The sequence below is a fragment of the Amycolatopsis sp. NPDC059235 genome, assembly GCF_042754125.1.
Taxonomy (GTDB): Bacteria; Actinomycetota; Actinomycetes; order Mycobacteriales; family Pseudonocardiaceae; genus Amycolatopsis; species Amycolatopsis albidoflava.
The window spans coordinates 45389-58145 of sequence record NZ_JBHZAG010000046.1 but is presented as its reverse complement, the minus strand read 5'-3'; the positions used below and the strand labels follow the sequence as shown (position 1 = coordinate 58145).

At 70.8% G+C, this 12757-nt stretch carries 14 protein-coding genes; 5 read left to right on the top strand and 9 right to left on the bottom strand.

The window, feature by feature from the left end; genetic code table 11:
• Window positions 1-169 precede the first annotated feature (169 nt).
• The gene (locus ACFXI3_RS26955) at window positions 170-535 is read left to right on the top strand and encodes a hypothetical protein (protein ID WP_378403133.1); all 366 of its coding nucleotides are present in this window, start codon (window positions 170-172) and stop codon (window positions 533-535) included.
• Window positions 536-542: 7 nt separating this feature from the next.
• Window positions 543-1070: a CGNR zinc finger domain-containing protein gene (locus ACFXI3_RS26950; protein ID WP_378403131.1), complete on the top strand. Its 528-nt coding sequence runs from the start codon at window positions 543-545 to the stop codon at window positions 1068-1070.
• 8 nt (window positions 1071-1078) lie between these two features.
• Here ACFXI3_RS26950 and ACFXI3_RS26945 read toward each other — a convergent pair whose 3' ends face one another.
• The gene (locus ACFXI3_RS26945) at window positions 1079-1846 is read right to left on the bottom strand and encodes an SGNH/GDSL hydrolase family protein (RefSeq protein WP_378403129.1); all 768 of its coding nucleotides are present in this window, start codon (window positions 1844-1846) and stop codon (window positions 1079-1081) included.
• Complete coding sequence (locus ACFXI3_RS26940; RefSeq protein ID WP_378403127.1) at window positions 1843-3042, bottom strand: MFS transporter; 1200 nt, start codon at window positions 3040-3042, stop codon at window positions 1843-1845. The genes ACFXI3_RS26945 and ACFXI3_RS26940 overlap by 4 nt, the downstream gene beginning before the upstream one ends.
• A 101-nt stretch (window positions 3043-3143) precedes the next feature.
• Between ACFXI3_RS26940 and ACFXI3_RS26935 the strand changes: the two genes are divergently transcribed.
• Window positions 3144-4214: a DUF5937 family protein gene (locus tag ACFXI3_RS26935; RefSeq protein ID WP_378403125.1), complete on the top strand. Its 1071-nt coding sequence runs from the start codon at window positions 3144-3146 to the stop codon at window positions 4212-4214.
• Between the two features lies 1 nt (window position 4215).
• Here ACFXI3_RS26935 and ACFXI3_RS26930 read toward each other — a convergent pair whose 3' ends face one another.
• On the bottom strand, window positions 4216-4785 hold the full coding sequence (locus tag ACFXI3_RS26930; RefSeq protein WP_344275325.1) for a TetR/AcrR family transcriptional regulator: 570 nt from the start codon (window positions 4783-4785) through the stop codon (window positions 4216-4218).
• Between the two features lie 166 nt (window positions 4786-4951).
• Here ACFXI3_RS26930 and ACFXI3_RS26925 point away from each other — a divergent pair, with 166 nt between their 5' ends.
• Entirely contained in the window at window positions 4952-6295 is a 1344-nt protein-coding gene (locus tag ACFXI3_RS26925; RefSeq protein WP_378403123.1) for an MFS transporter, read from the top strand.
• 61 nt (window positions 6296-6356) lie between these two features.
• Here the strand turns inward: ACFXI3_RS26925 and ACFXI3_RS26920 are convergent, their stop codons facing one another.
• The 3 genes from ACFXI3_RS26920 to ACFXI3_RS26910 all read right to left on the bottom strand — a co-directional run bounded on the left by ACFXI3_RS26920 (window position 6357) and on the right by ACFXI3_RS26910 (window position 9114).
• Complete coding sequence (locus ACFXI3_RS26920) at window positions 6357-7664, bottom strand: SPFH domain-containing protein (RefSeq protein ID WP_378403160.1); 1308 nt, start codon at window positions 7662-7664, stop codon at window positions 6357-6359.
• Window positions 7665-7780: 116 nt separating this feature from the next.
• On the bottom strand, window positions 7781-8215 hold the full coding sequence (locus ACFXI3_RS26915; protein ID WP_344275331.1) for an NfeD family protein: 435 nt from the start codon (window positions 8213-8215) through the stop codon (window positions 7781-7783).
• Between the two features lie 92 nt (window positions 8216-8307).
• Window positions 8308-9114, bottom strand: coding sequence for a DUF3097 domain-containing protein (locus ACFXI3_RS26910; RefSeq protein WP_378403121.1), 807 nt, complete (start codon window positions 9112-9114; stop codon window positions 8308-8310).
• Between the two features lie 161 nt (window positions 9115-9275).
• Here ACFXI3_RS26910 and ACFXI3_RS26905 point away from each other — a divergent pair, with 161 nt between their 5' ends.
• Window positions 9276-10268 carry an aldo/keto reductase gene (locus ACFXI3_RS26905; RefSeq protein WP_378403119.1) on the top strand — a complete coding sequence of 331 codons (993 nt, stop codon included), beginning with the start codon at window positions 9276-9278 and terminating at the stop codon, window positions 10266-10268.
• A 204-nt stretch (window positions 10269-10472) separates the two neighbouring features.
• Here the strand turns inward: ACFXI3_RS26905 and ACFXI3_RS26900 are convergent, their stop codons facing one another.
• The 3 genes from ACFXI3_RS26900 to ACFXI3_RS26890 are packed head-to-tail and all read right to left on the bottom strand — an operon-like array spanning window position 10473 to window position 12756.
• On the bottom strand, window positions 10473-11336 hold the full coding sequence (locus ACFXI3_RS26900) for a phosphotransferase (RefSeq protein WP_378403117.1): 864 nt from the start codon (window positions 11334-11336) through the stop codon (window positions 10473-10475).
• A 26-nt stretch (window positions 11337-11362) separates the two neighbouring features.
• Window positions 11363-12172 carry an SCO1664 family protein gene (locus tag ACFXI3_RS26895; RefSeq protein WP_344275344.1) on the bottom strand — a complete coding sequence of 270 codons (810 nt, stop codon included), beginning with the start codon at window positions 12170-12172 and terminating at the stop codon, window positions 11363-11365.
• Window positions 12173-12180: 8 nt separating this feature from the next.
• Complete coding sequence (locus ACFXI3_RS26890) at window positions 12181-12756, bottom strand: DUF3090 domain-containing protein (protein ID WP_344275347.1); 576 nt, start codon at window positions 12754-12756, stop codon at window positions 12181-12183.
• Between the last annotated feature and the right edge of the window lies 1 nt (window position 12757).

Sequence of the window (12757 nt, the reverse complement as noted above, 5' to 3'; positions counted from 1 at the left end):
CGGGTTACAGCCGGGTGGGGCCGCCACCGCCCCGTCTTCACCGTGCGGGTCCGGCGGCGCGTGGCTGCCGGACCCGGCGCTCGTCCTGGCCGCGGGTGAGGCGACGGGGACGAGTCTCGGAAATGTCTTTCTTCGCTGTGCAGTTGTCAAAGGACCGCGACCGCCAAAAATGGGCAGCAGGAAATTTCGTCGCGAAAACAAGAGCCGCGACCAATGGCATTCGGAGGACCCGATAAGAGAAGCCGCCCGGATCGGTTTCCCGACGGGCGGCTCCCGGTGCGCAGCGACTGCTGCGTCAGGTCAGGGAGCGGATACCGCCGAGCGGGCCGCCTTTACGGCCGGTGCGGCGCTGATGAACGGAACGCTGGACAGCGCGGACCGCGGCCGGATATTGGCCTCGCGTCTCCCGCTGTCGCTTGTTCGTCATGACCGCTCCTTCATCCGCTGTGGTGCATTCATCTTCACCTACGCCGAAGCGGTGCGTCAATCTTATTTTCCGGAGAAGTATTTCCCTGGGCGGCGGATCGTGTTGTAATGGGCGAGTGCACTTCAACCCTTACGGTGGCGCGGGCGCCCAAGTAGCCGCCGACCTGGCCACCCTTGCCCTGCGCGAAGACGTCACGGCCGCCGAGGTGCGGGCCGCGGGGCAGGCGCGCGACATGGTGCTGCCGCGCATCACCTCCGACGAAGCCGAGCGGATCCTCGCGTGGGGGCGGCGGCTGCACGAGGTGTTCGTCGCGGAGACGACGGCCGAGCGCATTGATCTCCTGAACGAGCTGCTCGCCGTCGCCGCGTGCCGGCCGAACATCGCCAGTCACGACGGGAAAGCGCCGCACCTGCACTACTCCAGCGAAGGCGCGGGCGTGGTCGAGCGGTTCTACGCTTACACCGCGGGCGGGCTCGCGCATCTCGTGTGCGAGGAGCCGCATCGCCTCGGCGTCTGCGCGCGCGAAGGGTGCGGCATCGCCTTCGTGGACACCTCGCGCAACGGACGCCGGCGGTTCTGCTCCACTCGCTGCGGCACGCGGGTCAACGTCGCCGACCATCGCGCGCGGCAGCTCGTGGGCTGAGCAGCAGGTCAGTCGACTGCTTCGAACGCCTGCAGTTCCGGGTATTTCGGGGCGATCGTGTCGCCGGAGGACTCGCCGCGCAGACGACGGCCGATCCACGGCAACGCGTGTTCCCGGCCCCAGCGAAGGTTCGCCGCGCGCTGTTCCCGCGTCGAGAGGCGAGGCCTCGGACCGAGCGCGGCGTGCGTGAGGCTGTGCTGGACGCCGAGCGCGTCGAGGACGGCGATGGCGATTTCGGTGTGCCCGGCCGCGTTGAGGTGCAGGCGATCCGGGGACCACATGCGCCGGTCGCGCAGCTGGCGCATCGACCACATGTCCACCAGCAGCGTCTCGTGCCGGGCCGCGATGCCCCGCACATGCTCGTTGTAGATCGCGACCCGCCCGCGGATCTGGCGGAACAGCGCGTCTTCCACGCCGTCGACGCCGGTGAACAGCAGCACCTGCGCGCCGGCCGCGCGGAACCGGGCCACCGCGCGCTCGTACGAATCGGCGAGGCTGTCGACGTCCACCCGCGGCCGCATCAGGTCGTTGCCGCCCGCGTAGACGGTGACGAGCTCCGGTTTCATCGCCAGCGCCGGTTCGACCTGCTCGTTCAGCACCTGCGGCAGGAGCTTCCCGCGCACCGCCAGGTTGGCGTACCGGAACCCGGGCTCGCCGGCGGCCAGCACCTCGGCGACCCGGTCGGCCCATCCGCGCACCCCGTTGCGCGCGGACGGATCGTCGTCCCCGACGCCTTCGGTGAACGAATCGCCAATACAGACTAAGCGGTTGGTCATTGGCTCAGTTTAGGCCCGGCTCCCCCGCCCCCTGCGACGGCGCCCGCGGACACGAGGGTAGCTCCCGCGAGCCCGCCCCAGAGCGCGCCGGGGCCGAGCGGAGCGAGCGCGGTGAGCACAGCAGGCGAAATCGCCAGCCCGACGCCGGTCGACAGTTCGAAGCGGGCCACCGCCCGGCCGAGCAAGCGCGCGGGCGCCTGGGCCATGACGAACGCCGTGGCGCTGCCCGCGTAGATGATCTCGCCGATGGTGCAGACCACCGAAACGGCGGCGATCGCGGGCGCCGCCCAGCCGGATCCGAGCGAGGTCGCCGCGAGAAAGCCGAGATACGACAAGGCGAGCACGACTCCGCCGCCCGCCAGCGCGGTCCGCCGGGAAACCCTCGACAGCAGGACGGTGACCGGCACTTGCAGGGCGACCACGAGCACGGTGTTGGCCACGAAGATCGCCGCCGACCACGCCGGGGAAGCATGGAGATAAGCGGTCAGCACCAAGGGCAACGCGATTTCGGGGACGTTGAGGCAAAACGCGTAGACGACGTTCGCGGCCAGCAGCGCGCCCATCCGCGGCGCGCTCTCGGCCACAGGTTCCGCCACGGCGGCCGGGGCTCGCAAGTGGACTGACCACGCCAAGGCAGCGGCGATCAGATACGCGATCCCGGTCCCGATCGCCATGGCCCGCAAGGCATTCGCGCCACCGGCCAGGCACGCCGTCGCCAGCAGTGCGCCGATGCCGAGCGCGGCATTGCGGAGGGAACGACCGGCGGCGAGTGCGGCATCGCGTTGCCTGCCTTCAGCGAGCGTCGCGACGAGTGCGGCGTGAGCTGCTGGCCACGCCTGATTCCCTGCCGACAGCAGAATCGCCGCGCCGACGAACGTCCACACCTCGCCCGCAGGCGCGGCCAGCAGCACCACGACCCCGATCGCACGCACCAGCATCGAAGCGGCCACCACGGTGGTGCGCGCACCGCGTTCGAGCCATCGCCCCACCAACGGCAGGCAGCCGAGCCCGGCCACGACGCCAGCCGTCATGGCGGCACCGGTCGCGGGCGCGGACAGGCCGAGCACGGTTACGCCGTAGATCAGGAGGAACGGGCGCAACAGGCCGGTGCCGAGGGCGTCGACGGCCATGGCGGCCGCGTAGCGCGGGCCGCCGGAGACGCGGATCAGCGCGCTCGGCCGGATCTTGGTGGTCATGGCGTTCGACCCTGCTGCGCGGACCTGGGCCGGAGCACGCCGATTCGCAGTTTCCGTCAACCGGCGAAGCCCCGGCCCGACCGATCGGCGATGCTGGTGCGGTGCCGTTGAGGATCGACATCGCCGGACCGCCGGCCGAGCAGGTGCGATTCGCCGCGTCGCCGCTCGCGGAGCTGACCGCGATGCTGCACGTCCTGGCCGAGCCGGGCCATCACCCGCGATTCGCCGCGTGGGCGGGCGAAGTCTGGGCCGGGATGCGGCCCGAACTGGCCGAACGCGTGCGGGAAGCCGATTCCCTGTGGAGGTCTTCGCAGGCGGACTTCCTGCTGCCCGGACGTCCGCGCCCGGCCCTGACCGAGGAATTGGCCGACGTCGACGCGATCGACCACGAAACGTACGCGACCGCGGCGCTCGTCTCGACCTGCGGCAGCACCCGGATCGCGACCCGTTCCCCGCTCGCCGACCCGGACTCGCGCGAGCGTGCCCTGGACCTCGCCCAGGCACGCGGCCCCCGGCAGGAAGCCTTCGCCGAAAGCCTCCTGACCGACCCCGCGGCCACAAGGGCCCGCGTCCGCGACACCCTTGAGCAATGCGCCGAAGCCTTCTTCGACAGCGCGTGGGCCGGGCTCGAACCGCAGCTCGCCGCGGACCTGCGGCACAAGCAAGACCTGGTGCGGCACAAGGGACTCCGCACCGCGCTCGACGCGGTTTCCAGCGCGGTCACACTGTCCGAAGACGGCTCCCGCATCGTCGTGGACAAGCTGCAGGACAAGGCGACCTCCGCCCAAGACGGCGTCACGTTCATCCCCAGCGTCTTCGGCAGCCCGCACCTCGTCGTCGTGCACGCCGCCGGTTGGCAGCCGGTGGTGCAGTACCCGGTCGCCAACGCCGCCGCGCCCGTGCCGCTGGAAACGGTCGAACTGCGGCTTGACGCGCTGGCCCATCCGGTGCGGCTGCGCCTGGTCCGCACGCTGGCGCGAAGCCCGCACACCACCAGCGAACTCGCGCACACCTGGGATCTGTCCGCGCCGGAGGTGTCCCGGCATCTCGCGGTCCTGCGCCGGGCGGGTCTGCTCACCACCAAGCGCCAAGGCCGGTACGTGCGCTACTCGCTCGATCTGCCGCAGCTGTCCTCGCTGGGCACCGATCTGCTGGCTGCCGTGCTTCGCTGACTCAGGTGCGGAGGCCGTCGAACAGGATCGCGATGGTGCGGTCGCGCAGCTCCCGATCGGCCCCGACGTGCTCGGCCGCCTTCGCGGTGCCGATGATCACCGGGATCAGCTCGGTGGTGGTGACATCGCGTCGCACCGCGCCGCTGTCCTGGGCGCGCCGCAGCAGCACGCCGAGGGATTCGCGCAGCCGCTCCCCGATCACCGAACCCGTGCTGGGCACGCACACGCCGGCCGAGGTGAGCGCTTCGAAGTAGGCGTTTTTGGCGCTGGACATCTCGATCCAGCTGGTGAGGAAGGTGAAGAACGCGGCACCGGCGTCCTCGGCGTTCTGCGCGACGACGGCGTCCGCCTCGTCGACGAACCGGTGCAGCCGCGCGTAGAGCACGGCCTCCAGCAGCGCTTCTTTCGTGGGGAAGTGCCGGAACACCGTGCCGATGCCGACGCCGGCCTCGCGCGCGACCTCCTCGGTCGGCGCGCCGGTGCCCTTCGCCGCGAACACGGTCTCGGCGGCTTCGAGCACCTTCGCGCGGTTTCGCCGCGCGTCGGCGCGCAGCGGTTTGTCCTCCGTCACGGCTGTGATGGTAGTCGCGAGTCCTGCCCGCGCGGCGCCCGATCCAGGTGGGTTCGGCGTGCCGGAGGGTCGGAAACAACCCGTCCGGAGCAGACGTCAGGAATCGTCAAACCTCTGCCGGTCGTTCACACTGTAGTGTGACGACCGTCACGAGAGGTGCACGACCATGACTCTAGGCGACAACGAGGTCACCCAGTCAGTCCACGCTTCCTCCGGCGACCGCCGGGTGCAGGTACGCCGGGCGGCCCTGGCCGGTTCGATCGGCACCACCATCGAGTGGTACGACTTCTTCCTCTACAACACCGCCGCCGCGTTGGTCTTTCCCCATCTGTTCTTCCCCGCGTCCTCCTCGTACGCCGGGGTCATGCAGTCGTTCGCCACCTACGCGGTCGGGTTCGCGGCCCGCCCGATCGGCGCGGCGATCTTCGGCCATTGGGGCGACCGGCTCGGCCGCAAGGCGACACTCATCGTGACGCTCCTGCTGATGGGCTTGTCCTCGGCGGTGGTCGGGCTGCTGCCCGGCGCGGCGACCATCGGCATCGCGGCCCCGCTGATCCTGGTCCTGCTGCGTCTCGTGCAAGGCATCGCGATCGGCGGCGAGTGGAGCGGATCGGTGCTGCTGGCGATGGAATGGGGCGACCAGCGCCGGCGCGGGCTGCTGGCGAGTTTCGCGCAGGTCGGCGTTCCGGTCGGACTCGTGCTGGGCACCGGCGGGATGACCCTGCTGTCCGCGACGCTGTCTCCGGACGCTTTTTCCTCGTGGGGCTGGCGAATCCCGTTCCTGCTGAGCCTGGTCCTGGTGGCGATCGGCCTGGTCATCCGGCTGCGGATTCTGGAAACCCCGATGTTCGCCGCCGCGGTCGCCGCGAAGCGCACCTCGAAAGCCCCGGTGAAGGACGTGGTCCGCCGTCACTGGCGGGAAATCCTGCTGTCGGCCGGTTTGCGGTTCAGCGAGCAGATGCCGTTCTACCTGTTCACCAGCTATGTCCTGCTCTATGTGGTGCAACGGCCGGAATTCAGCAAAACCTTCGTGCTCAACGCGGTCCTGGTCGGAGCGGCGGCGGAGCTGCTGCTGATCCCGCTGTTTTCCCAGCTGTCCGACCGGATCGGCCGCAAACAGGTTTACCTGACCGGCGCGGTGCTGACCGGAGTCCTCGCGTTCCCGTACTTCACCGTGCTGACCCACAGCGGCCACGCGATGATCTTCCTGGCCATCATCGTGTCGCTGGTGGCGCACTCGATGCAGTACGGCCCGCAGGCGGCGCTCATCGGCGAAAGCTTCCCGACGCATCTGCGCTATGGCGGCGCGGGACTGGGATATCAACTGGCGTCGGTGTTCGCGGGCGGCCCCGCGCCTCTGCTGGCGGTTTGGCTCCTGCACACCACCGGCACGCCGTACTCGATCTCGATCTACATCGTCGCTTCCGTTGTGGTGACTGTGTTGTGCGTGATCGCGCTGCCCGATCGTTCGAAGGCCGACATCGACGACGTCGCCGTCTACGCCCGCTGAGCGCACGAAAAAGGGGCTGCCACCCGGAAATCCGGAGTGGCAGCCCCTTCGCACGACGTGGTCAGCGCTGCGGCGGCGGCCCGCCCTGAGGTCCGCCGAACGGTCCCTGCTGCGGGAACGGCCCGCTGCCCGGTCCGGGTCCGTGCGGTCCGCCGAACTGCTGCGGCGGCGGTCCCTGGTACGGGCCGCCCTGCGGGCCCGCCGGGGGCTGCGGCTGCGGCAACGACTGCTGCTGCTGCTGCTGAGCGGGCGGCTCCTCTTCCTGGACCGGCGCGGGAGCTTCGGGCTTCGCGGCCGGAGCCCCGCCGATCGCCCGGCGCTCGGTCGACGCGCCCAGCGGCCCGTCGACCTCCTTGCGCGCCACCGCTTCCGCGGCGGCCACGGCTTCGGCGACCTTCGGGTCGCTGCTCGTGTCGAACCAGCCAGCGACCTCGTCGTCGTCGAGGTCCGGGCGGGCCGGGGTGTCGTCCTTCGGCGGCTCGTACCGGAACACGCCGTCGTCGCCGGGAGCGCCGAGCGCGCGGGCGAAGCCTTCGAGGGCCTTGCCGTAGTCGCTCGGGATCATCCAGACCTTGTTCGCGTCGCCCTGCGCCATCTGCGGCAGCGTCTGCAGGTACTGGTAGGCGAGGACCTCCGGCGTCGGGCGGCCTGCCTTGATCGCCGCGAACACCTTCTCGATCGCCTTCGCCTGGCCCTGCGCCTGCAGGTAGCGAGCGGCTCGTTCACCTTGTGCGCGCAGGATCCGCGACTGCCGTTCCGCTTCCGCGGCGAGGATCGCGGCCTGCTTCTGGCCTTCCGCGGCGAGGATCTGGCTCTGCTTCTGGCCTTCGGCGGTCTTGATCGACGACTCCCGCTGGCCTTCGGCGGTGAGGATCATCGCGCGCTTCTCCCGGTCGGCGCGCATCTGCTTCTCCATCGAGTCCTGGATGGAGGCGGGCGGCTCGATCGCCTTCAGCTCGACGCGGGCGACGCGGATGCCCCAGCGGCCGGTGGCCTCGTCGAGCACGCCGCGCAGCTGGGTGTTGATCGAGTCGCGGGAGGTCAGGGTCTCTTCCAGGCTCATGCCGCCGACCACGTTGCGGAGCGTGGTGGTGGTGAGCTGCTCGACGCCGATGATGTAGTTCGAGATCTCGTAGACCGCGGCGCGCGAGTCGGTGACCTGGAAGTACACGACGGTGTCGATGTTCACCGTCAGGTTGTCCTCGGTGATCACCGGCTGCGGCGGGAACGAGACGACCTGCTCGCGCAGGTCGATCCGCGCGCGCACCTTGTCCAGGAACGGGACGAGGAAGGTCAGGCCGGGCGAAGCGACCGTGCGGAACCGGCCGAGCCGCTCGATCACCGCCGACTGGGCCTGTGGCACCACCATGATCGCCTTGACCACTGTGATGATGACGAACAGGGCCAGCAGCGCGACCACGACGATCGCTATTGTCGACAAGAGCGTTTCCCCTTACCTAGTACCGTTTTTCCTCGGACGGCGCCTCACGCGACGATGTCCACCACGGCCGTGGCGCCGGAGATCTCGACGACCGTGACGCTGGTGCCCGGCGCGATCGGCGGCTGCGATTCGTGCACGGCGCGCGCCGACCACACCTCGCCGCCGATTTTCACCTGGCCGGCATCGTAGTCCACAGTGGACACTACGACGGCGCGGGCTCCGACCAGCGCGTCGATGCCGGTGGGGATGCCCGACCCGGAGAGAAAGCGGCGCTTGAGCGCCGGGCGGACCAGCGCGAGCAGCCCGACCGAACTGACCGCGAACACGGCGACGTCGATGTAGATGTTGCCGGTCAGCGCTTCCGAGCCGGCTCCGAGCAGCGCGCCGATGCCGAGCATGATCAGCACGAAGTCCCCGGAGATCACCTCCGCGATCATCAGGACGATGCCGATGATCAGCCAGATCAGAGCCGCTGCCATGCCCTCATGCTCTCAGATCGGGTCGTTTCGCACCGGGCAAACTACTCGACGTGACCGACGCGTGACCTTGGATTTTTCCGGCAAACCGGGCATTACGGAGCGTCGTCGCCCGGTTCGGTCACGAAGTCGATGAGCCGTTCCACCGCGCCGATCAGCGGCGTTTCGAGATCGCGGAAGCTGCGCACCCCGGCGAGCACGCGCTGCCATCCCTCGTACGGTTCGCCCCAGCCGAGCGCGTCGCAGATGCCGGCCTTCCATTCGATGCCGCGCGGGATCTCCGGCCAGGCCCGGATGCCGACCGACGCCGGTTTCACCGCCTGCCAGACGTCGATGTACGGGTGCCCGGTGACGAGCACCTGCTCGTCGCGGATCTGCCCGACCAGCCGGGATTCCTTGCTGCCCGCGACGAGGTGGTCGACGAGCACGCCGAGCCTGCGGCCGGGACCGGTGCCGAATTCGGCGATCCGGTCGGCCAGGACGTCGACGCCGTCGAGCGGTTCCACGACGACGCCCTCGACGCGCAGGTCGTGTCCCCAGACGCGTTCGACCAGTTCGGCGTCGTGCTTGCCCTCGACCCAGATCCGGGAGTCGCGCGCGACCCGCGCCTGCAGGCCCTGCACGCGGACCGACCCCGACGCCGACACCTGGCGCGTGGGGGCGGCGGTCTTCTTGACCGGCACGAGCGTGACCGGCTTGCCTTCCAGCAGGAACCCGGCGGGCGCGAGCGGGAACACCCGGTGGCGGCCCTTGGCGTCTTCGAGGACGACGTTTCCGTACTCGATCTTCACCACCGCGCCGCAGTAGCCGCTGGCCGGGTCTTCGACCACGAGACCCGGCTCGGCGGGGACCTCCGGGATCTTCCGCTTGCGGGGGCCGGACAGCACGTCGTGATAGCGCACGGTCGGGCACGTTATCGGCGCGGCGCGGGCACGTCCCGCCGCCACGCCGGAAGGAGCCGGTCCTCCGGCTTGACGTGGAGCGCGCTCCAGCTCCTAGCGTCGGCGGTGTTCGCCAGTCTTCGAGGTGTCGCCCGGTCGGCCGGGCAGGAGGAGTACCGCGCATGATCACCCGAACCACGCTCGGCTCGCCCGGTCTCGCTGTCAGCGCGATGGGCCTGGGGTGCATGGGGATGAGCGAGAGCTACGGCGCCGCCGACTGGGACGGGGGCCTGGCCACGATCGGCCGGGCTTTGGAGCTGGGCGTCACATTCCTGGACACCGCCGACGCCTACGGCACCGGGCACAACGAGGTGCTGGTGGGCCGGGCCGTCCACGCGCGCCGGGACCAGGTGCAGCTGGCCACGAAGTTCGGCCTCGACCGCAGCGGCGGCGACGCGGCACGCCGCATCCGAGGAGCCCGCGACTACGTGCTGCGCTCCTGCGACGCCTCGCTGCTGCGGCTGGGCGTCGACGTGATCGATCTGTACTACGCCCACCGCCCGCCCCAGGACGTGGAGATCGAGGAGACCGTCGGGGCGATGGCCGAACTGGTCAAGGCGGGCAAGGTCCGCTACCTGGGGCTTTCCGAGGTCGACGGCGGGCTGCTGCGCCGGGCGCACGCGGTGCACCCGATCGCGGCGGTGCAGAGCGAGTACTCGCTGTGGACCCGCGACGTCGAGGCGGTCACCCCGGTGATGGCCGAGCTGGGGGTCGGGCTGGTGCCGTACTCGCCGCTGGGGCGGGGATTCCTGACCGGCGCCCTGGACCGCTCCGCGTTGGGCGAGAAGGACTTCCGGCGCACCAACCCCCGCTTCACCGGGGAGGCGGGCGAGGCCAACGAGAAGATCGCGCAGAGCGTGCGCGAGGTGGCCGACCGGCTGAGCGCCACTCCGGCGCAGGTGGCGCTTGCGTGGGTGTACGCCCAGGCCGAGCGGCTCGGGGTGGCGGTGGCCGCGATTCCGGGCACCCGCAGCCCGGCCCGGCTCGAGCAGAACGCCGCCGCGCTGGAGCTCACCCTGGACGCCGAGGCGCTGGCCGCGCTGGACCCGCTGAACGACCAGGTGACGGGCGAGCGCTACCTTCCCGCGCACTCCGCGGAGGTCGGCCGGGGTTAGCGGGCTCGACACGCCCTGACCGGCCACAACGCCAGGTGCCTGAGGCGAGGCTGCGGGTGAGGTACGTGAGGGGAACCCTGGGGGAATCTGAGTACGTGAGGGTTCCCCTCACGTACGTTCGCCTTGCCTGGCAAGTCTCGTAGGCCTCTCACGGACACCTAGCCTGGCCGCTGTGCGGCCTTGAGTTCCTGGCATTGGACCGGGTCAGCGCGCCATCCGCAGTACGGCGTCCGTGAACGGCGTCGGCCCGCCGCGGCGGAGCGGGCCCATCGCCACCAGCGGGGCGAGCGCGACGCACCACGCACGCACCCGGTCTCCGTCGAGGTGCGGGAGTTCGGCGATCCCGTCCTCGACCGCGGCGCCGTCGGCCATCGGCAGCACGGCCCAGTCGACGGCGTCGAAGGCCGGGTCGCCGACGCACGGCCTCGGGTCGATCGCGACTGCGCCCCGCTCCGGTCCGGCGTCCAGGACGTTGCCCGGGTGCAGGTCGCCGTGCACGAGCGCGATCGGGCCGCTGGCCGCCAGTTTCTCGGCGCGGGCCAGTCCGGTGCGCAGCGATTCCAGCGGAAGGTGCGCTTCGGCCGGGGATCCGGCGAGGCGTTGCTCGGCGAGGCCGAACATGAACCGGACGCGTTCGAGCTGGGTCGGGAACGGCCCGGCGGCCGGGACTCCATGGATGTCGTCGAGCAGTTCGCCGATCTGGTCCCACGGGACGTCCGCACCGCGTTCGGTGAACGTGTCGCCCGGTTCGAGTCCTTCGAGCAGCACCGCGCCGTGGTCGAGGTCGGCGTCGAGGATCTGCACGACCCGCGACAGACCGGTCCACGACCCGAGTGCGGTGGCCTCCGCGGTCGCGATCGCGCGGTCCGGGCAGAGTTTGAGCACCTTCAGCGTGCCGTCGCCGTCGCGGCAGAGCAGCGTGCGGCCGGTGTTGCCGGGCCGGGCTTCGGACACGGTGAGGCCCCACTGGCGGCAGAGCCGCTCGACCAGCGCGGGCAGCGCGTCGCACCACGCTTGCGCAGCCGGGCCGAAGCGGTTGACGAGGCGGGCGCGGGCAGCGGTGTCCATCAGAGCGTTGTCCCTCAGTTCCGCCATCAGAACAGCGGCCAGGGGATCGCGCGCCAGTCGTCGCCGGGCTCGGGGAACACCGCCTCGGCGAGCAGGTAGTCGGTGCGCTGCGAAAGGGCCCGGATCTCGAAGGCGGTCAGGTGCTCGCCGAGTTCCGCGCCGAGGCGGCCGTCGAGGTCCGCGCGGAGCTTCCGCAGCTTCTCGACCGCGTCCTCGGGCAGTTCCTCGCCGATCCAGCCCCACAGCACGGTGCGCAGCTTCGGGTCGGTGTGCAGGCAGATGCCGTGGTCCACGCCGTAGACGTGGCCGTCGGTCGCGGCGAGCAGGTGGCCGCCCTTGCGGTCGGTGTTGTTGACGACGATGTCAAGGACCGCGAGTTCGCGCAGGTCCGGGTGGTCGGCGTGGACGAGCACCGCCGGTTCGCCGAGCCGGTCGTGCGCGTGCAGCACGGTGCGCCAGCCTTCGGGGACTTCCTCCGGCGCGCAGACCTCGACGACTTCGGTGTCCTCCTCGGTCTCGACCCACAGCTGCACCATGCCGGGCCCGAACGGGCCGTCGCGCAGCACGGTGGGCGGGATCGCGCCGAGGCCGCAGGCGTCGGAGATCATCGCGGTGGCGACCTCGCGGCCGGCGAGAGTGCCGTCCGGGAAGTCCCACAGCGGCCGCTCCCCCGACACCGGCTTGTACACGACGCGGCCGGTGACGCCGTCGAGTTCGATCGCGCAGAAGAGCGTGACGTTGGAGGCGTCGACCAGCCTGCCCTCGACGTCGATGCGGCCGCGGGAGACGAAATCGCGGGCGGCGGGGTCGGCCGGCCCTGGCGCGGTGCTCGCCACGGGCGCCCTCAGTCCTCGGTCACGTCGACGTCGCGCCGGTACCCGTTCTGCCGCGGGCAGATGTGCCCGGCCGGGTCGAGCGGTTCGCCGCACAGCGGGCACGGCTTGCGGCCGGCGTTGACGACGCGGTCGGCGCGTTCGGCGAAGGCGCGGGCGGCGACCGGGGTGAGGAACACGCGGACCGCGTCCGGGCCCTCCTCGGTGTCGTCGAGCACGACCGTCTCGTCGATTTCGCCCTCGGTGATCGCGAGCAGCTCCACGACGACCGCGCCGGAGTCGGCGTCCCAGCCGAGCCCCATCGTGCCGACCCGGAACTCCTCCTCGACGGGCACCGCGAGCGGGTCCACGTCGACCTCGTCGTCGGGGGCCTCGGCGGGCACGTCGGCCCCGAACCGGCTGGCGACCTCCTCCAGGAGCGACCCGAGCCGCTCCGCGAGGACGACCACCTGCTGTTTTTCGATCGTGACGCTGATCGTCCGCACGTCCTCCGTCGCTTGGAGGTAGAAGGTGCGGTCGCCGGGCTCGCCGACCGTGCCGGCCACGAACCGGTCGGGCTTGCGGAAGACGTGGATTACGCGTGACATA

Excerpts from the sequence above, each read along its gene's own strand:
- ACFXI3_RS26945 (WP_378403129.1), bottom strand. The coding sequence starts at position 1,846 with ATGACCAACCGCTTAGTCTGTATTGGCGATTCGTTCACCGAAGGCGTC.
- ACFXI3_RS26915 (WP_344275331.1), bottom strand. The coding sequence starts at position 8,215 with ATGGCAGCGGCTCTGATCTGGCTGATCATCGGCATCGTCCTGATGATC.
- ACFXI3_RS26925 (WP_378403123.1), top strand. The coding sequence starts at position 4,952 with ATGACTCTAGGCGACAACGAGGTCACCCAGTCAGTCCACGCTTCCTCC.
- ACFXI3_RS26940 (WP_378403127.1), bottom strand. The coding sequence starts at position 3,042 with ATGACCACCAAGATCCGGCCGAGCGCGCTGATCCGCGTCTCCGGCGGC.
- ACFXI3_RS26900 (WP_378403117.1), bottom strand. The coding sequence starts at position 11,336 with ATGGACACCGCTGCCCGCGCCCGCCTCGTCAACCGCTTCGGCCCGGCT.
- ACFXI3_RS26890 (WP_344275347.1), bottom strand. The coding sequence starts at position 12,756 with ATGTCACGCGTAATCCACGTCTTCCGCAAGCCCGACCGGTTCGTGGCC.
- ACFXI3_RS26905 (WP_378403119.1), top strand. The coding sequence starts at position 9,276 with ATGATCACCCGAACCACGCTCGGCTCGCCCGGTCTCGCTGTCAGCGCG.
- ACFXI3_RS26955 (WP_378403133.1), top strand. The coding sequence starts at position 170 with ATGGGCAGCAGGAAATTTCGTCGCGAAAACAAGAGCCGCGACCAATGG.
- ACFXI3_RS26920 (WP_378403160.1), bottom strand. The coding sequence starts at position 7,664 with ATGGTGGTGCCACAGGCCCAGTCGGCGGTGATCGAGCGGCTCGGCCGG.